Source organism: Stenotrophomonas nitritireducens, assembly GCF_001431425.1.
GTDB classification, from domain to species: Bacteria; Pseudomonadota; Gammaproteobacteria; order Xanthomonadales; family Xanthomonadaceae; genus Stenotrophomonas; species Stenotrophomonas nitritireducens.
This window is the reverse complement of the sequence record NZ_LDJG01000023.1, coordinates 1-16,438: the sequence shown is the minus strand read 5'-3', so window position 1 is coordinate 16,438 and position 16,438 is coordinate 1. Positions and strand designations below refer to the sequence as shown.

The window sequence follows — 16,438 nt, the reverse complement described above, 5'->3', positions numbered from 1 at the left end:
TGGTGCCCGGAGCCGGAATCGAACCGGCATGGGGTTGCCCCCGGCGGATTTTAAGTCCGATGCGTCTACCAGTTTCGCCATCCGGGCATCGCGATAGCGTGCCTGATCGGCGCGCGCTTGTGAATCCGATCTGGCCACATCTCCTGCAGGAGCAACTGCAATCGCGACCGGCCTTGCCGGGCTAACCGCGCAGGAAACCGGGGCTTTGGCGGTAGCATCCGCACGAAAGCCCCGTCACGACTGGAGTCGCTCCCACGCACGGCAGCAAGGCCGGTCAGATCGCCCTCGAATAGCGCGCCGGCTGCTGCGGGGCCTGCAGGTAGCGGTCGAAGCACATGGCGACCAGGCGCAGCAGCGGCCGCCCCTGCCGGGTAGCGGCGACGACGCCATCGCGGTAGCGGGCCAGCCCGTCGGCAGCCAGATGCCGCAGCGCCACCAGTTCGGCAGCGAAGTACTGCTCGAAATCGACGCCATGGCGCGCGGCCAGGGCATGTCCGTCCACGCGGCCATGGCACATCAGCTGCTGGATCAGCTCGGCGCGCAGCAGGTCGTCGGCGTCCAGTTCCAGCCCACGCCATACCGGCAGGCCGCCTGCGTCGATCCGCGCCTCCCAGTCATTCAGGTCGCGCGGGTTCTGGCTGTAGCTGTTGTCGATCCTGCTGATCGCGCTCACGCCCAGGCCCAGCAGGTCGGTGTCCGCATGGGTGGTGTAGCCCATGAAGTTGCGGTGCAGGCTGCCGGCGCGCTGCGCGCGCGACAGGTCTTCTTCCGGCAGCGCGAAGTGATCCATGCCGATGTACTGGTAGCCGGCCGCCGACAGGCGTTCCACGGCCAGGCCCAGCAGCGCGAGCTTGCGCTCGGCGTCGGGCAGGTCGGCATCGACGATCTGCCGCTGCGCCTTGAACAGGTGCGGCATGTGCGCATAGCCATAGATCGCCAGCCGGTCCGGGCGCACTGCCAGCACGGTTTCCAGTGTGCGCGCGAAGCCTTCCCGGGTCTGCTTCGGCAGGCCGTAGATCAGGTCGACGTTGACCGAGCGCAGGCCATTGCCGCGGCAGGCCTCGATGATCGCCAGGGTTTCGTCCACGCCCTGCACGCGGTTGATCGCCTGCTGCACCGCCGGGTCGAAATCCTGCACGCCGAGGCTGGCGCGGTTGAAGCCCAGCTGCGCGAGCACCGCGATGTCGGCAGGCGAGACAAAGCGCGGGTCCAGTTCGATGGAAAAATCGCGCCCCGCGTCCTCGCTGAAACGGAAGCGCCGGCGCAGTCCTTCGACCAGCCGCGACAGCTGCTCCGGATCGAGGAAGTTCGGCGTACCGCCGCCGAAATGCAGCTGAATGACCTCCCGTTCCGACGTGAACAGGGGCGCCACGCGATCCGCCTCGGCCAGCACGCGATCGACATACGGCGCGCCCTTGCTGCGGTCGCGGCTGATGACGCGGTTGCAGCCGCAGTAGAAACAGGGGCTGGTGCAGTACGGCACGTGCACGTACAGCGAGAGCGGGCGCGTCGAGGCATTGCTGCGCGCGATGGCCGCGTGGAACTGCCCTGCGCCGTAGCCATCGTGGAAATGCGGCGCGGTGGGATAGGAGGTATAGCGCGGCCCGGGCCGGTCATGGCGGCGCAGGATGTCCGGATCGAAGGTCCAGCCCAGCGGGTCGGGCAATGCGGTGGTCGTGTCCATGCGCACAGCCTGCCGCATGCCGCATGCGGCCGCCTTGAGCCAGATCAATGGAGCAGGAGGGAGTTGGCAGTAGCGGGGAACGAGGGAGGACAGCGGCAAAAGCCGCTGCCTGCATGCCGGCTACTGCCCCAGTACCTGCAGCGTAGGCCAGCGCGACATCTGGAAGCGCCGCCAGAAGTTGCCCGCGATGCGCTCGGCGGCATCGTCGGCCAGCCGCTGCATCGGCACGTTGCCCAGTTCGGCGGTGGTCTGCCGGAACAGCAGCAGCCAGCGCTCGAACAGTTCCTCGCGCAGTTCGTCGATCACCATGTGCTTCTGCATCGGCGCGCCCTGGAAGCGGCGCGTGCCGCGCAGCAGCGCCGACCAGAAATCGACCAGGTGGCGCATATGCGCTTCCCAGTCGTGGACATGGGTCTCGAATACCGGCCCGAGCAGGTCGTCCTCGCGCACGCGCCCGTAGAAGCGCCGCACAAGGCGATCGATCTCCTCCTCGCTGCACAGGTCCGCCGCCGGCTGCGGCAGGCGTTCGTCGTTCATCGCTGCAAAACTCCTCGCCCTGCCCCGCATTCTGCCGAACCGCTTCCGGGCGTGGCTTGATCCAGATCAAGGCCGCCCGCTTCCGGGCTGCCTAGGCTGACAGCAAGTTCGCCCTTGCCTTCAGCGCCGCCCCGGCGAGGCGGCAAGCACCGATTGTACGCCTGCCAGCTCCGCGTCCGCCGCCACCATGATCGACCTCGACACTTCGCCCCGTACGCGACGCCCCCCTCTACAGCAGCTGGGGGCGGTGCTGTGGCCGAGCTTCTTCGTCGCGGTGGTCGCGTCGGTGCTGTTCTTCGCCTTCTTCGATCCGCTGGACCTGCAGCGCATCGGCTTCCCGCGCCATGGCATCAGCCGCGGCCTCGGCTATACCGCCGGCTTCTTCCTTGCCTGGCTGGGCACGCTCTCCGCCTGCAGCGTGACCGCCCTGCTGCTGCGCTCTCCGGGCGACGGCGACGAGCCGCCGCTGGAATGAGCAACATCCATCGCCCCGTTTACTCCCCGGCCGCGCATCCCGCCGCACCTGCGCGACAGGCGCCAATGAACCGGCGCCACCTCCTGCAATGGCTGGTGCTGGCGGCGATGCTGGGGTTGTTCTACGGCCTGCCATGGCTGCGCTGGCGTGGCGCTGCGCTGCTGCTGTTCGACATCGAAGCGCGCCATATCCGTTTCTTCGGCCTGGACCTGCGCATGGACGCCGTCCTGCCGATGCTGTGGCTGGCATTGGCCGCGCTGGCCGCACTCTGCCTGGTAACCAGCCTGTACGGCCGGCTGTGGTGCGCATACGCCTGCCCACAGACCGTGCTGACGCGGCTGCACCGCGCATTGCAGCGCATCACCACGCTCAATGGCCTGGCCGGCGCAAGGATCGAGCCGGTGCTGCGACATGCGCTGTGGGCGGCGATCGCGCTGTGGACCGGCATCACCTTCGTCGGCTACTTCTCGCCGGTCGAAGGGCTCGTCACCGGCTTGCCTGCATTGGCGCTGGGCCGCTGGGAAGCGTTCTGGATCGCCTTCTACGCATTTGCCACCTGGGCCAACGTGTTGTTCCTGCACGAACGGGTGTGCACCTACCTGTGCCCGTACAGCCGCGTGCAGCCCTGGCTCACCGATGCCTTCACGCCATCGATCCACTATGACGCGCGGCGCGGCGAACCACGCGGCGCACGCCCGGCTGGTGGCGGCAGCGTGATGCAGCGCGCACGCGGCCTGCTGGACCCGGTGACCGCGCGCGACTACGTATTCCGCGCCGCGCACCCCGCCAGCGCCGGCCCGCGCCCGACCTTCAGCGACGCCCATCTCGGCGACTGCACCGATTGCGATGCCTGCCTCCTCGCCTGCCCGATCGGCCTGGACATCCGCAACGGCAGCACCGGCTCCTGCATCGAGTGCAGCGCCTGCGTGGATGCCTGCGACGACACCATGGCCCGCAGCGGATTCCCCGCAGGGCTGATCCTGCGCACCAGCAGCGCCCGCATCGAGCAGCGTGCGCCCGTCACCTTGCGCACCCGGCCATTGCTGTTCGGCACATTGACGCTGCTGTTCCTCGCACTGGCCATGGCCGGCCTGCTGGCAGCCGGATGAAGCGCCACCCGCGTCAGGGAGCTTCGACCTCGTAGCCCCGTGCCTGCAGCCGGGCCAGGTAGCCGTCTGCGGCCAGCAGGCCATCGACCGGCAACAGCGCGAACGTCTCGCGGTTGCGGCGCAGCGCCTCCTCGGCGATCGCCATCCAGTGTCCGCGCCCCCGCTCCCGCAGATCGCCATAGCCACGATTGCGGGCAAAGCCGGATTCGGCGAGGGCACGCAGGCAAGCACCATCGGCGTCTTCCAGCGGCAGGTCGCGCAATGCCGCGATATCGCCGACCGCCCAGGCATTGGCCCGCTCCACCAGCCGGGGCATGTCGTGTTCCACCGAAGCGAGTTTGTGCTCGAAACAGGCCACATCGTCGAATCCACCCGTGCGGAACTCGCGGATCGCCGCCTTCGGATCGTCGATCTCGAACTTCAGCGTCGTCGAAGTCGGCTTGATGCCCGCCGCCTTGGCCGCCTTCTGCACGACCGGCCAGACGACCGGCTTCTGCCCGAGGCCGGCCGACTTGATCGCCGCCGCGTACAACTCGTTCGCGGCGATCATCGGCCGCTTGCGCTCGACCCCGCCGTCGCGGCCAAGGTACCGGCGCTTCTGCACCTGCCAGCGGGTATATAGCGCCGGCGGCAATACGTCCTCCAGCTTCGCGCCATCCTCGTTGCGCATCGCCTTCCACGCGGCTGGCGCCAGCGCGAGCATGCCGAAGAATCCAACGTCGGCGTCGAAGGACAACGAAGGAGGCAGCAACACCTGCTGCGAGCGCGCGACAATCGCCTCCACCTCGGCCGACTGCCACTGGATCCGACCGGGCAGCGGCGACGCCGTCCCCAGGATCCACAGCACATGGCCGTCCTTGCTTACCTTCCACAACCCCGGCCCGGGCTGCACGCCGTGTACCACCAGGGTTTCCAGATCGCGGATCGGCACCGCACCTGCCGCATCCTCCGTCCCGGCGGGCGGTGCAGTGGCGTACGAGGGCGACAGAAGCACGAGCCACAGAACCGCCGGCAAACTCCATTTCGCAACCCGCATGACCGTCCCTGCCTCGTGGGAAAGGCGCGACCTTAACCGGTTCCAGGCGCGCCCGCGTTAGCGGATCGTTCGCCGCGACCGGAAACAGAAAGGGCCTGCGCTTCAAGCGCAAGCCCTTGTCTTACAGCAGTAATTGGTCGGGACGGCCGGATTCGAACCGACGACCCTCTGCCCCCCAGGCAGATGCGCTACCAGGCTGCGCTACGCCCCGATCGTTACTGCATGCCGCCACCGTGGTGGCGAGCCGGTGATTATACGCGTATTGCCGTGGAAACGGTCAACGACGCAGCAGTTGCAGCACTTCTTCCAGCTCCATGCGGACCTGCTTGATGATCTGGTTGCTCAGCGCCGACTCCTGCCGCGCGCCCTCGCCTTCCAGGCGCAGGCGGGCGCCGCCGATGGTGTAGCCCTGTTCGTACAGCAGGCCGCGGATCTGCCGCACCATCAGCACGTCGTGGCGCTGGTAGTAACGACGGTTGCCGCGGCGCTTGGCCGGCTCCAGGCTGGGGAATTCGGTTTCCCAGTAGCGCAGCACGTGCGGCTTGACGTCGCACAGCTCGCTGACCTCACCGATGGTGAAGTAGCGCTTGGCCGGAATCGGCGGAAGTTCGCGGTTACTGCCCGGATCCAGCATATGCCTCCACCCGCTCCTTGAGCTTCTGGCCCGGACGGAAGGTGACCACCGTGCGGGCGGAAATCGGAATCTCCTCCCCGGTCTTGGGATTGCGGCCCGGGCGCTGGTTCTTGCGCCGCAGGTCGAAATTGCCGAAACCGGACAGCTTCACCTGGCGTCCCTGTTCCAATGCATCGCGCAGCACGTCGAAGAATGCATCGACGAACTCCTTGGCCTCGCGCTTGTTCAAGCCGACCTCGTCGAACAACCGGTCGGCCATCTCCGCCTTGGTCAATGCCATGCCTGTTCCCTGTTACTTCCGCTTCAACCCCGGATCCTGGCGCCGTGTTCATGCTCGACGGCAGCCACCACGGAGGCGACCACGGCGTCCACGTCGCGGTCCGTCAGAGTGCGCGAGGTCTCCTGCAAAATCAAGCCCATAGCCAGACTCTTGAATCCGGGTTCGACCCCCTGGCCGACGTAACGGTCGAACAGCACGACCTCGCGCAGCAGGCTGCCCGCGACCTGGCGGATCGTCGCCGACAGCGCACCCCATTCGACCGGCTCGGCCACCATCAAGGCCAGATCGCGACGCACCGCGGGGAACCGCGACAGCTCGCCAGCGCGCGGCAACAGGCGCGCCGCCAGCGGCTCCAGGTCCAGCTCGAACGCCAGTACTTCCACGTCGATCTCCATCGCCGCAGCCAGGCGCGGGTGCAGCTGGCCGATCCAGCCGATGCGCCGGCCATCGCGCCAGACGTCGGCCGAACGCGCCGGATGCGCGAACGGATGCTGCGCCACGCGGAACTCCAGCTGCGCGCCGGACGCGGCGGCCAGCGACTGCAGGTCGCCCTTCAGGTCATGGAAATCGACCTTGCGCGCCTTCCCGCCCCACTGCAGCGCCGCCGCATCGCCGCAGACCGCCGCGGCCACGCGCACGGTTTCCTGCGGTGCCTGCCCGGCTTCGCCGGCCTGCTGCGCGAACACGCGCCCCAGTTCGAACAGGCGCACGCGGCCCGCCTGGCGTGCGACATTGCGGCCCAGCGTCGCCACCAGCCCGGGCAGCAGCATTGGCCGCATCACCGCCAGTTCGGCCGACAGCGGGTTGGCCAGCGCGACGCGCCCGTCCGTCAACGCCCACTGGTCGAGCAGCTGCGCGTCGACGAAGGCGTAATTGATGGTCTCCAGCATGTCGCGCGCCACCAGCTGGCGCCGCACGCTCAGGTCGTCCAGGCGGGTTTCGCTCGGCATCGCGATGCGCGCCGCGCCGCCCGGCAGCGTGGTCGGGATCGTCTCGTAGCCGTGGATGCGTGCCAGCTCCTCGATCAGGTCTTCCTCGATGGCGATGTCGAAGCGACGGCTCGGCGCGGTGACGTTCCAGCCCTCGGCGGCTGCGACCACATCCATGCCCAGCGCGCGCAGGATGCGCTCGACCTCGGCATCGGCGATCTGGATGCCCAGCACGCGCGCGATGCGCGTACGCCGCAGCAGGATCGTCGCCGCCAGCGGCAGATCGGCCTCGCGCACGGCCTCGGTGACCGGCGCCGGCACGCCGCCGGCCAGGTCCAGCACCAGACGGGTGGCGTATTCGATGGCCGTACGCGGCAGCTGCGGATCGACGCCGCGCTCGAAACGGTGGCCGGCATCGGTATGCAGGCCCAGTTTGCGGCCGCGGCCCATGATCGCGGCCGGCGCGAAGTGCGCGGCCTCGAGGAAAACATTGGTGGTCGCGTCGGTGACACGGGTGTCGAAACCGCCCATCAGGCCGGCCAGGCCGACCGGGCGGTCGGCATCGGTGATCAGCAGGAAGCTGTCGTCCAGCGCGGCGTCGCGGCCATCGAGCAGCTTCAGGGTTTCGCCGGCGCGCGAGCGGCGCACGGCGATGCCGCCCTTGAGCGTATCCAGGTCGTAGGCGTGCATCGGCTGGCCCAGCTCCAGCATCACGTACTGGGTGATGTCCACCAGCAGCGATACCGGCCGCACGCCACTGCGGCGCAGGCGCTCGGCCATCCACAGCGGCGTCGCCGCCGCGGCGTTGACGCCTTCGATCACACGGCCGAGGTAACGCGGCGCTTCGGCGCCAGCATCCAGTGCGATGGCCAGTTCGCGCGCGCCCTGCGCCGGCACGGCGTCGGCGGCGAACGGCTTCACTTCGCTGCGGGTAGCGGCGGCGACGTCGAAAGCGATGCCGCGCACGCTGAAGCAGTCGGCACGGTTGGGGGTGAGCTTGATCTCGATGCTGGCGTCGGGCAGGCCCAGGTACTCTATCAGCGCCACACCCACCGGCGCGTCGTCCGGCAGCTCCAGCAGGCCGGAGGCATCATTGTCCAGGCCCAGTTCCTTGGCCGAGCACAGCATGCCGTTGGATTCCACGCCGCGCAGCTTGGCCGGCTTGATCCTCAGTTCGCCGATCTGCGCACCGACCATCGCCAGCGGCGCGACCAGGCCCGGGCGGGCGTTCGGCGCGCCGCAGACGATCTGCAGCAGCTCGCCTTGGCCGGCGTCGACCCTGCATACCTGCAGGCGGTCGGCCTCCGGATGGCGCACGGCCTCGACGATGCGCGCCACCACCACCTTGTCCAGCCCGTCGCCCAGCGCGGTGACGTCTTCGACCTCCAGGCCGATGGCGGTCAGCACCGCGCTCAGCTCCTCGCGCGGGGCATCGGTGGGGACATGGCTGCGCAGCCAGCTTTCGGAGAATTTCATCGTTGCTCGATCCGTTGTGCGGGCCTGCATCGCCCGCCGTGTGTATGCCTGTGGGGAACCCTGCCGCCGTGCCGCGGCTTACGCGAACTGGCGCAGGAAACGCACGTCGTTGTCGAAGAACGCGCGCAGGTCGTTCACGCCATAGCGCAGCATCGCGAAGCGCTCCACGCCCAGCCCGAAGGCGAAGCCGGTGTAGCGCTCCGGGTCGATGCCGCAGTTGCGCAGCACGTTCGGGTGCACCATGCCGCAGCCCAGCACTTCCAGCCAGCGGGTGCTGCCGTCGGGCTGCTGCCAGGCGATGTCCACTTCCGCGCCCGGCTCCACGAACGGGAAATAGCTCGGGCGGAAGCGCATTTCGAAATCGCGCTCGAAGAACGCGCGCACGAACTCGCTCAGGGTGCCCTTGAGGTCGGCGAAGGTCGAATGCTCGTCCACCAGCAGGCCCTCGACCTGGTGGAACATCGGCGAGTGGGTCTGATCGCTGTCGCTGCGGTAGACCTTGCCGGCGGCGATCATGCGCAGCGGCGGGCGGTGGTCGTCCATGTAGCGCACCTGCACACCGGAGGTATGCGTGCGCAGCAGGCGGCCGTCGCCGAAATAGAAGGTGTCGTGCATGGCGCGCGCCGGATGGTGCGGCGGGAAGTTCAGCGCCTCGAAGTTGTGCCAGTCGTCCTCGATCTCCGGGCCCTCGGAGAGCTCGTAGCCCAGACGGCCGAAGATCTCGGTGATGCGCTCCAGCGTACGCGTGACCGGGTGCAGGCCGCCGCGTCCGCCATCGCGCCCCGGCAGGGTGACGTCGATGCGTTCGGACGCCAGGCGCGCATCCAGGGCCGCGTTTTCCAGCAGCGCCTTGCGCTCGCCCAGGGCGCCGGACACCTCGTCCCGCGCGCGGTTGATCGCCTCGCCGGCCGCCTTGCGCTCGTCGGCGGGCAGGCCGCCCAGCTGCTTGAGCTGCGCGGTGATGCTGCCGTTCTTGCCCAGCAGGGCGACGCGCAGGTTTTCCAGCGTTTCCGGATTCTGCGCCGCGGCCACGTCGGCCAGCGCCTGTGCGGTCAGGGATTGGATGTCACTCATGGATCGACGGACCTCGGATCGGCTTGCCTCGTACGGTCCACGCCGGGCCGACCCCCGCCGCACCGCCGGTCGACCCGATCGCATCGGCGATGCCCGGGCCGGCCCCAAAAGAAATGGGGAAGGACTTGCGCCCTTCCCCATGCATTGTCTCATTCACCACCGCCGCGGGTGAACCGCGCCGGCAGGAGAAGGACTTATGCCGCCAGCGCGCCCTTGGCCTTCTCGGCCAGCGCGGCAAAACCCGCCGCGTCGTGCACGGCGATGTCCGCCAGCACCTTGCGGTCCAGGGTGATGCCAGCCTTGAGCAGGCCGTTCATGAAACGGCTGTAGCTCATGCCGTTGATGCGGGCAGCCGCATTGATGCGGGTGATCCACAGCGAACGGAAATTGCGCTTCTTCTGCTTGCGGCCGATGTAGGCGTACTGCTGAGCCTTGATGACCGCCTGCTTGGCGACGCGGAAAACCTTGCGGCGGGCGTTGTAGTAGCCCTTCGCCTGGCTGATGATTTTCTTGTGGCGGCGACGCGCCTGCACACCACGCTTAACTCGTGCCATGGTTCAGTTCCTCAGAGGTAGGGCAGCATGCGGTCCAGACGGCCTGCGTCTTCTGCGCGGACGTGATTCGCCTGACGCAGGTTACGCTTCCGCTTGGTCGCCTTCTTGGTGAGGATGTGGCTACGGTTGGCGTGGCCAGCCTTGTACTTGCCGGAAGCGGTCTTGCGGAAACGCTTGGCCGCCGCCCGGTTGGTCTTGATCTTGGGCATTGCTATGTCCTTGATGGTCTCTTTTTACTGGCCGGGGCGGTGGCCGGAGCCACGCTTTCCATCCTTGCCCTTGCCTGCTTGAAGCCTGCGCTCCCGATGGAGACAGGCAGGTCCTGTAGGTGATGCAAACAACAAGCCCGGCGAACCGGGCCGCCCATTATGCCCGCGGATCCGGGCACTTGCAATCGCAGGCGACCGGACAGGCAGGCACATGAACGCGGAACGGGGAGCCGGCATGATGCCGCTCCCCGTCCAGCAAGGCAGCGGCCTTGGCCGCGACGGCCTTACTTCTTCTTCGGCGCGATCATCATGACCATCTGCCGGCCTTCGAGGCGCGGGCGCGATTCGATCACGATGTCCTCACCCAAGTCCGCCTCGATGCGGCCGGCCATCTCGCGACCCAGCTCCTGGTGGCTCATTTCACGGCCACGGAAGCGGATGTTGACTTTGACCTTGTCGCCTTCCTCGAGGAATCCGCGCATCTTGCGCAGCTTGATCTGGTAGTCGCCCTCGTCCGTGACCGGACGGAACTTCACTTCCTTGATCTCGACCTGCTTGCTCTTCTTCTTGGCCTCGTTGGCCTTCTTCTGCTGCTCGAACTTGAACTTGCCGAAGTCCATGATCTTGCAGACCGGCGGATCGGCCTGAGGCTGGATCTCGACCAGGTCCAGGCCCTCATCCTCGGCCATCGACAGCGCTTCGTCGCGCGACAACACGCCGATCATTTCACCGTCGCTGCCGATCACGCGCACGCGCGGCACGCGGATTTCGTGGTTGCGACGATTCTGCTTGGTGTCAAGGGTACTGATATTGCAATCTCCGGATGGAATCGAACCGGCCCCGACGGAGCGTCCGCGGGGGCCGGGGCTGGATGCTTACTGCCTGTGTTCCGCCTGCAGGCGTTCGATGAAGGCCTGGAGCGACATGCTGCCCAGATCCTCGCCCGAACGGGTGCGTACCGCCACCGCGCCGTTCTCCTTCTCGCGGTCGCCGACGACCAGCAGATACGGCACACGCTGCAGCGTATGCTCGCGAATCTTATAGCCGATCTTCTCGTTCCGCAAATCGGCGCTGACCCGGAACCCTTGCTCCGCAAGGGTTTGACGGACCTGCTGAACGTATTCAGCCTGGGCGTCGGTGATATTGGCCACCACCACCTGCACCGGCGCCAGCCAGGCCGGGAACGCGCCGGCGTGGTGCTCGATCAGGATGCCGATGAAGCGCTCCATGGAGCCCACGATGGCCCGGTGCAGCATCACCGGATGCCGTTTCTGGCTGTTTTCGTCGACGTATTCGGCGCCCAGGCGACCCGGCATCATGAAGTCCACCTGCATGGTACCCAGCTGCCAGGTACGGCCGATGGCGTCCTTAAGGTGGTACTCGATCTTCGGGCCGTAGAAGGCACCCTCGCCCGGGAGCTCCTGCCATTCCACGCCGCAGCTGGACAGCGCCGACCGCAGGGCGTCCTCGGCCTTGTCCCAGGTGGCGTCATCGCCCAGGCGCGATTCCGGGCGCAGCGCGATCTTGATCTGGATGTCCTCGAAGCCGAAATCGGCATACACCTTCAGCGCCTGCGCGTGGAAGGCGCGGACCTCGGACTCCACCTGCTCCTCGGTGCAGAACACGTGGCCATCGTCCTGGGTGAAGCCACGCACGCGCAGGATGCCGTGCAGCGCGCCGGAGGGCTCGTTGCGGTGGCAGGCGCCGAACTCGCCGTAGCGGATCGGCAGGTCGCGATAGCTGTGCAGGCCCTGGTTGAACACCTGGATATGACCCGGGCAGTTCATCGGCTTGACCGCGTAGGTGCGCTTCTCCGACTCGGTGAAGAACATGTTGTCCTGGTAGTTGTCCCAGTGGCCGGACTTCTTCCACAGGCTCACGTCCAGGATCTGCGGGCAGCGCACTTCGCCATAGCCGCTGCTGCGGTAGACGCGGCGCACGTACTGTTCGACCACCTGCCACAGCGCCCAGCCCTTCGGGTGCCAGAACACCAGGCCGGGAGCCTCTTCCTGCAGGTGGAACAGCTCCTGCTGCTTGCCGATGCGGCGGTGGTCGCGCATCTCGGCTTCCTCGATGCGCTTGATGTAGGCCTCGAGCTGCTTCTTGTCGGCCCAGGCCGTGCCGTAGATGCGCTGCAGCTGCTCGTTCTTCGCGTCGCCGCGCCAGTAGGCGCCGGAGATGCGGGTCAACTTGAACGCCTTGAGGAAACGCGTGTTGGGTACGTGCGGACCGCGGCACATGTCCACGTATTCCTGGTGGTAGTACATGCCCATGGCCTGGATGTCGTCAGACATGTCCTCGATCAGGCGCAGCTTGTAGTCCTCGCCGCGCGCCCTGAAGATCTCGACCACCTCCGCGCGCGGCGTCATCTTCTTGATGACATCGTAGTCCTGCGCGATCAGCTCGCCCATGCGCTTCTCGATCGCCGCCATGTCCTCCGGCGTGAACGGACGCTCGGAGTAGATGTCGTAATAGAAGCCTTCGGCGATGACCGGGCCGATGACCATCTTCACGTCCGGGTACAGCTGCTTGACGGCGTGGCCGACCAGGTGGGCGCAGGAGTGGCGGATGATCTCCACGCCCTCCTCGTCCTTGGCGGTGATGATGCGCAGCGCGGCGTCATGGTCGATGACATCGCTGGCGTCGACCAGCACGCCATCGACCGCACCGGCGATGGTGGCCTTGGCCAGGCCGGCACCGATGGATTGGGCCACGTCCATGACGCTGACCGGGTTTTCGAACTGACGGACACTGCCGTCGGGGAGAGTGATGTTGATCATGGCTTCACCTGGGTCATGGCCCGCCGGTGTGGCGGGTCGCGGAGCGCGCGATGCGGCGGCGCGCCGCCGGGGGAACTGGGGCAATAAAAAAGCGCCACGAAGGCGCCTGCTGCAGGGCCGTGGCGTGATCTGGCGTCAGGAGTGGGTAGTGCTCATGTCGCACGCTCGGCCGGCGTTTCCGCGGGCCACCTTTTCCGGAAGGAGGTCGGGCACGATGGTAAACCAATCGCGGCCGTTTCGCCTCCATCCGCGCTCGAGCGCCGTTTCGCCGGCCAGGCGGCGAGCGTCGCGGACCACCGGCCGGGAACGGGGCATGAAAAACCATCGGGAGCGGCCTTCGCCATCGCCTGCCGGCGCGCCACCCAACCCTGGATGGCGAAAACAAAAAACCCGGCATCTGCCGGGTCATTGATCCACTCCTTACCGGAGTGGTGGGCGGTACAGGGTTCGAACCTGTGACCCCTACCATGTCAAGGTAGTGCTCTACCGCTGAGCTAACCGCCCTTCGCGTCGCAATCAATTGCTCGTTGCGAGGGCGCGTATCTTAGTCCAGCGATCAGGGTGAGAGCAACAGGTTTCTGGAAAAATTTTCACATCGCCCCTCGCCGCCGCTCTTTTCTCCCCAGAACAACTCCGGCAAGCCCCGCCTCATCAGCCGAGGCTCGCCTCCTTGAGCCGGTGGATCTGGTCGCGTACCCGTGCCGCATCCTCGAACTCCAGGTCGCGCGCATGCTGGTACATCTGCTGCTCCAGCACCTTGATGCGGGCAGCGGCCTGGGCCGGATCGAGCGCCCTGTAGTCGGCCTCCGGCTCGGCCACACGACGGGCCTTGCCCTTGCCACCGCCCCTGGCCGAACCCTCCTCATGCGCACCCTCGAGGATGTCGGTGATCGGCCGCGCCACCGACTTGGGCACGATGCCATGCGCTTCGTTGTACTCGACCTGCTTCTGCCGGCGGCGGTCGGTCTCGTCGATGGCCGCCTGCATCGAACGGGTGATCCTGTCGGCATAGAGGATCGCCTTGCCGCGCAGGTTGCGGGCGGCTCGGCCGATGGTCTGGATCAGCGAGCCGGTCGAACGCAGGAAGCCCTCCTTGTCCGCATCCAGGATCGCCACCAGCGAGACTTCGGGCATGTCCAGGCCCTCCCGCAGCAGGTTGATGCCGACCAGCACGTCGAACTTGCCCAGGCGAAGGTCGCGGATGATCTCCACGCGCTCGACCGTGTCCACGTCCGAATGCAGGTAGCGCACGCGGATGCCATGCTCGCCGAGGTACTCGGTGAGGTTCTCGGCCATGCGCTTGGTCAAGGTGGTGACCAGGACGCGATCGCCCATCCTGATGCGCTCGTTGCATTCGCTCATCAGGTCATCGACCTGGGTACCCACCGGGCGGATTTCGACCTGCGGGTCGATCAGGCCGGTCGGGCGCACCACCAGCTCGGTGATCTCATCGCCCGATTCGCGCAGCTCATAAGGCCCGGGCGTAGCCGACACATAGATGCTGCGCGGCGAGCGCGCCTCCCACTCCTCGAAGCGCAACGGACGGTTGTCCAGCGCCGACGGCAGGCGGAAGCCGAACTCCACCAGCGTTTCCTTGCGCGACCGGTCGCCCTTGTACATCGCGCCGATCTGCGGGATGGTCACGTGCGATTCGTCGATCACCAGCAGCGCATCGGCGGGCAGGTAGTCGAACAGGGTCGGCGGCGGCTCGCCCGCGGCCTTGCCGGTCAGGTGCCGCGAGTAGTTCTCGATGCCGTTGCAGTAGCCGACCTCGGCCATCATCTCCAGATCGAACTGGGTACGCTGCGCCAGGCGTTGCGCCTCGACCAGCTTGTTCTCCGCGTACAGCAGTTCCAGTCGCTCCTTCAGTTCGACTTTGATCGTCTCGATCGCCGCCAGCACCCGTTCGCGCGTGGTGGCGTAGTGGGTCTTCGGGTAGATCGTGTAGCGCTGCATCCTGCGCAGACTCTCGCCGGTGAGCGGATCGAACATGCTCAGCTGCTCGACCTCGCCATCGAACAGCTCGATGCGCACCGCCTCGCTGTCCAGCTCGGCGGGAAACACGTCGATCACCTCGCCGCGCACTCGGAAAGTGCCGCGCTGCAGCTCGTATTCGTTGCGCGTGTACTGCAGCTGGGTCAGGTGGTTGATCAGGTCGCGCTGGTCGATGCGCTCGCCCTTGGACAGGATCAGGCGCAGCGACAGGTAATCCTCGGGCGCGCCGAGGCCATAGATCGCAGACACCGTCGCCACCACGATCGCATCCGGTCGCGACAGCAGGGTCTTGGTCGCCGCAAGCCGCATCTGCTCGATGTGCTCGTTGATCGAACTGTCCTTCTCGATGAAGGTGTCCGACGCGGGCACGTAGGCCTCGGGCTGGTAGTAATCGTAGTAGCTGACGAAGTACTCCACCGCGTTGTGCGGGAAGAACGACTTGAATTCGCCATAGAGCTGCGCCGCCAGCGTCTTGTTCGGCGCCATCACCAGGGTCGGCCGCTGGATCTGCTGTACCACGTTGGCGATGGTGTAGGTCTTGCCCGACCCCGTAACGCCCAGCAGCGTCTGCTTGGCGATGCCCGCCTCGAAGTTGGCGACGAGTTTCTCGATGGCGGCCGGCTGGTCGCCTGACGGCGAATAGGGCGATACGAGCTGGAATCTGTCGGACATGGCGGCATGCGCGGTATGGACCGGCAAGTATAGCCACCGCCTGGATGACGGCCGGCTGAGGGTGATGCCCACAGGTGTGATGGCGTGGTCACCGATATCCCCATGGAACCGCGGCAGCGACGATTCCAGGTCACGACATCCAGCATGAGGGCCGAAGCCATGGCAAGGACACTGCCTGCAGACAAGCCATCAGGCATTAGCCTCATCGAGCTCCTGGCCGGCATCGGCATCCTGGCCATCGTGGCCGCTGTCGCAGCTCCCTCCATGGCCGGACTGATTGAACGACAGCGCGCCATCAGCGCGTCCAACGCACTGGTCGCCCACCTTTCGGCCGCCCGCCTGACCGCCATTACCCACTCCAGCCATACCGTGCTTTGCCCCTCCACCGATGGCGCCACCTGCAATGCAGGCACCGACTGGAGCGGTGGCCTGCTGCTGTTCCTGGACCGCGACGGCAATCGCCGCCCTGACCGCCCGAAGGACATCGTGCGCGCGGACAACACTTCCGTGTCGCGACACCTTCGATTGACCAGCAGCGCGGGAAGGCAGCAGGCCCGCTACCTTCCCGATGGCCGCAGTGCCGGCAGCAACCTGACCATTTCCATCTGCAACATGCGCGGCGAACTGCTCGGCTCCGTGATCGTGAACAACACCGGGCGAATACGCAGCACCCGCCCTGTCCACCCAACCTCCTGCCCCATGTGAGGACAAGACCATCCACATGCCCCGCCATATCAGCCCCACCACCCCGGGAAGGCAGCTGCCGTGCGGCTGCAGTAATGGATCAAGCCCCTCATCCCATCCGCCACACCACCGGCGTCCGGCCAGGGGCTTGCATCCCGCCCACCCCATGCTTAGAATTCGCCTCCCGCCCGAATAGCTCAGCCGGTTAGAGCACTTGACTGTTAATCAGGGGGTCGTTGGTTCGAGTCCAACTTCGGGCGCCAGTACAAACAAAAACCCCCGCGATGATGTCGCGGGGGTTTTTGTTTGT

General features: G+C 66.8%; 15 protein-coding genes and 4 tRNA genes. 4 read left to right on the top strand and 15 right to left on the bottom strand.

Going from position 1 to position 16,438, the window contains the following annotated elements; genetic code table 11:
- The 3 genes from ABB22_RS13835 to ABB22_RS13825 form a co-directional block, all read right to left on the bottom strand.
- Positions 1–87: transfer RNA gene (locus ABB22_RS13835), tRNA-Leu, on the bottom strand.
- 187 nt (positions 88–274) lie between these two features.
- Positions 275–1,684 carry an oxygen-independent coproporphyrinogen III oxidase gene (gene hemN, locus ABB22_RS13830; RefSeq protein WP_055770380.1) on the bottom strand — a complete coding sequence of 470 codons (1,410 nt, stop codon included), beginning with the start codon at positions 1,682–1,684 and terminating at the stop codon, positions 275–277.
- A 120-nt stretch (positions 1,685–1,804) separates the two neighbouring features.
- A complete protein-coding gene (locus ABB22_RS13825; RefSeq protein ID WP_055769938.1) occupies positions 1,805–2,221 on the bottom strand; it encodes a group III truncated hemoglobin in 417 nt (138 codons plus the stop codon).
- 187 nt (positions 2,222–2,408) lie between these two features.
- On the opposite strand from ABB22_RS13825, the gene ABB22_RS13820 reads away from it, so the two are divergent.
- Positions 2,409–2,696: a hypothetical protein gene (locus ABB22_RS13820; RefSeq protein ID WP_055769940.1), complete on the top strand. Its 288-nt coding sequence runs from the start codon at positions 2,409–2,411 to the stop codon at positions 2,694–2,696.
- Positions 2,697–2,761: 65 nt separating this feature from the next.
- On the top strand, positions 2,762–3,805 hold the full coding sequence (locus ABB22_RS13815) for a 4Fe-4S dicluster domain-containing protein (protein WP_055769942.1): 1,044 nt from the start codon (positions 2,762–2,764) through the stop codon (positions 3,803–3,805).
- Between the two features lie 13 nt (positions 3,806–3,818).
- On the opposite strand, the gene ABB22_RS13810 is transcribed toward ABB22_RS13815, so the two are convergent.
- From ABB22_RS13810 to uvrB, 12 genes are all read right to left on the bottom strand, one after another.
- The gene (locus tag ABB22_RS13810) at positions 3,819–4,841 is read right to left on the bottom strand and encodes a TraB/GumN family protein (protein WP_055769944.1); all 1,023 of its coding nucleotides are present in this window, start codon (positions 4,839–4,841) and stop codon (positions 3,819–3,821) included.
- A gap of 134 nt (positions 4,842–4,975) precedes the next feature.
- Positions 4,976–5,052: transfer RNA gene (locus ABB22_RS13805), tRNA-Pro, on the bottom strand.
- A gap of 66 nt (positions 5,053–5,118) precedes the next feature.
- Positions 5,119–5,475, bottom strand: a complete 357-nt coding sequence (locus tag ABB22_RS13800) for a MerR family transcriptional regulator (RefSeq protein ID WP_055769947.1) — start codon at positions 5,473–5,475, stop codon at positions 5,119–5,121.
- The gene (locus tag ABB22_RS13795; RefSeq protein WP_054657702.1) at positions 5,456–5,755 is read right to left on the bottom strand and encodes an integration host factor subunit alpha; all 300 of its coding nucleotides are present in this window, start codon (positions 5,753–5,755) and stop codon (positions 5,456–5,458) included. Before ABB22_RS13795 ends, ABB22_RS13800 begins: the two co-directional genes overlap by 20 nt.
- Before the next feature lie 23 nt (positions 5,756–5,778).
- Positions 5,779–8,160, bottom strand: a complete 2,382-nt coding sequence (gene pheT / locus ABB22_RS13790) for a phenylalanine--tRNA ligase subunit beta (protein WP_055769950.1) — start codon at positions 8,158–8,160, stop codon at positions 5,779–5,781.
- 78 nt (positions 8,161–8,238) lie between these two features.
- Positions 8,239–9,234, bottom strand: a complete 996-nt coding sequence (locus tag ABB22_RS13785; RefSeq protein ID WP_055769953.1) for a phenylalanine--tRNA ligase subunit alpha — start codon at positions 9,232–9,234, stop codon at positions 8,239–8,241.
- Positions 9,235–9,428: 194 nt separating this feature from the next.
- Complete coding sequence (gene rplT, locus ABB22_RS13780; RefSeq protein ID WP_055769956.1) at positions 9,429–9,788, bottom strand: 50S ribosomal protein L20; 360 nt, start codon at positions 9,786–9,788, stop codon at positions 9,429–9,431.
- 11 nt (positions 9,789–9,799) lie between these two features.
- The gene (gene rpmI, locus ABB22_RS13775; protein ID WP_055769959.1) at positions 9,800–9,997 is read right to left on the bottom strand and encodes a 50S ribosomal protein L35; all 198 of its coding nucleotides are present in this window, start codon (positions 9,995–9,997) and stop codon (positions 9,800–9,802) included.
- Positions 9,998–10,281: 284 nt separating this feature from the next.
- On the bottom strand, positions 10,282–10,806 hold the full coding sequence (infC, locus tag ABB22_RS13770) for a translation initiation factor IF-3 (protein WP_235504317.1): 525 nt from the start codon (positions 10,804–10,806) through the stop codon (positions 10,282–10,284).
- A gap of 66 nt (positions 10,807–10,872) precedes the next feature.
- Positions 10,873–12,777, bottom strand: a complete 1,905-nt coding sequence (gene thrS / locus ABB22_RS13765; protein ID WP_055769965.1) for a threonine--tRNA ligase — start codon at positions 12,775–12,777, stop codon at positions 10,873–10,875.
- Between the two features lie 429 nt (positions 12,778–13,206).
- A tRNA-Val gene (locus tag ABB22_RS13760) sits at positions 13,207–13,281 on the bottom strand.
- 147 nt (positions 13,282–13,428) lie between these two features.
- On the bottom strand, positions 13,429–15,444 hold the full coding sequence (uvrB, locus tag ABB22_RS13755) for an excinuclease ABC subunit UvrB (RefSeq protein ID WP_055770382.1): 2,016 nt from the start codon (positions 15,442–15,444) through the stop codon (positions 13,429–13,431).
- An 84-nt stretch (positions 15,445–15,528) separates the two neighbouring features.
- On the opposite strand from uvrB, the gene ABB22_RS13750 reads away from it, so the two are divergent.
- Both ABB22_RS13750 and ABB22_RS13745 read left to right on the top strand, forming a co-directional pair.
- Positions 15,529–16,149 carry a GspH/FimT family pseudopilin gene (locus tag ABB22_RS13750; RefSeq protein ID WP_152984184.1) on the top strand — a complete coding sequence of 207 codons (621 nt, stop codon included), beginning with the start codon at positions 15,529–15,531 and terminating at the stop codon, positions 16,147–16,149.
- 165 nt (positions 16,150–16,314) lie between these two features.
- Positions 16,315–16,391 (top strand) — tRNA-Asn (locus ABB22_RS13745).
- Positions 16,392–16,438: the final 47 nt, after the last annotated feature.

What these genes read in the sequence shown, in the direction of transcription:
- hemN (WP_055770380.1), bottom strand. Translation starts at nt 1,684, where the DNA reads ATGGACACGACCACCGCATTGCCCGACCCGCTGGGCTGGACCTTCGAT.
- ABB22_RS13825 (WP_055769938.1), bottom strand. Translation starts at nt 2,221, where the DNA reads ATGAACGACGAACGCCTGCCGCAGCCGGCGGCGGACCTGTGCAGCGAG.
- ABB22_RS13820 (WP_055769940.1), top strand. Translation starts at nt 2,409, where the DNA reads ATGATCGACCTCGACACTTCGCCCCGTACGCGACGCCCCCCTCTACAG.
- ABB22_RS13815 (WP_055769942.1), top strand. Translation starts at nt 2,762, where the DNA reads ATGAACCGGCGCCACCTCCTGCAATGGCTGGTGCTGGCGGCGATGCTG.
- ABB22_RS13810 (WP_055769944.1), bottom strand. Translation starts at nt 4,841, where the DNA reads ATGCGGGTTGCGAAATGGAGTTTGCCGGCGGTTCTGTGGCTCGTGCTT.
- ABB22_RS13800 (WP_055769947.1), bottom strand. Translation starts at nt 5,475, where the DNA reads ATGCTGGATCCGGGCAGTAACCGCGAACTTCCGCCGATTCCGGCCAAG.
- ABB22_RS13795 (WP_054657702.1), bottom strand. Translation starts at nt 5,755, where the DNA reads ATGGCATTGACCAAGGCGGAGATGGCCGACCGGTTGTTCGACGAGGTC.
- pheT (WP_055769950.1), bottom strand. Translation starts at nt 8,160, where the DNA reads ATGAAATTCTCCGAAAGCTGGCTGCGCAGCCATGTCCCCACCGATGCC.
- ABB22_RS13785 (WP_055769953.1), bottom strand. Translation starts at nt 9,234, where the DNA reads ATGAGTGACATCCAATCCCTGACCGCACAGGCGCTGGCCGACGTGGCC.
- rplT (WP_055769956.1), bottom strand. Translation starts at nt 9,788, where the DNA reads ATGGCACGAGTTAAGCGTGGTGTGCAGGCGCGTCGCCGCCACAAGAAA.
- rpmI (WP_055769959.1), bottom strand. Translation starts at nt 9,997, where the DNA reads ATGCCCAAGATCAAGACCAACCGGGCGGCGGCCAAGCGTTTCCGCAAG.
- thrS (WP_055769965.1), bottom strand. Translation starts at nt 12,777, where the DNA reads ATGATCAACATCACTCTCCCCGACGGCAGTGTCCGTCAGTTCGAAAAC.
- uvrB (WP_055770382.1), bottom strand. Translation starts at nt 15,444, where the DNA reads ATGTCCGACAGATTCCAGCTCGTATCGCCCTATTCGCCGTCAGGCGAC.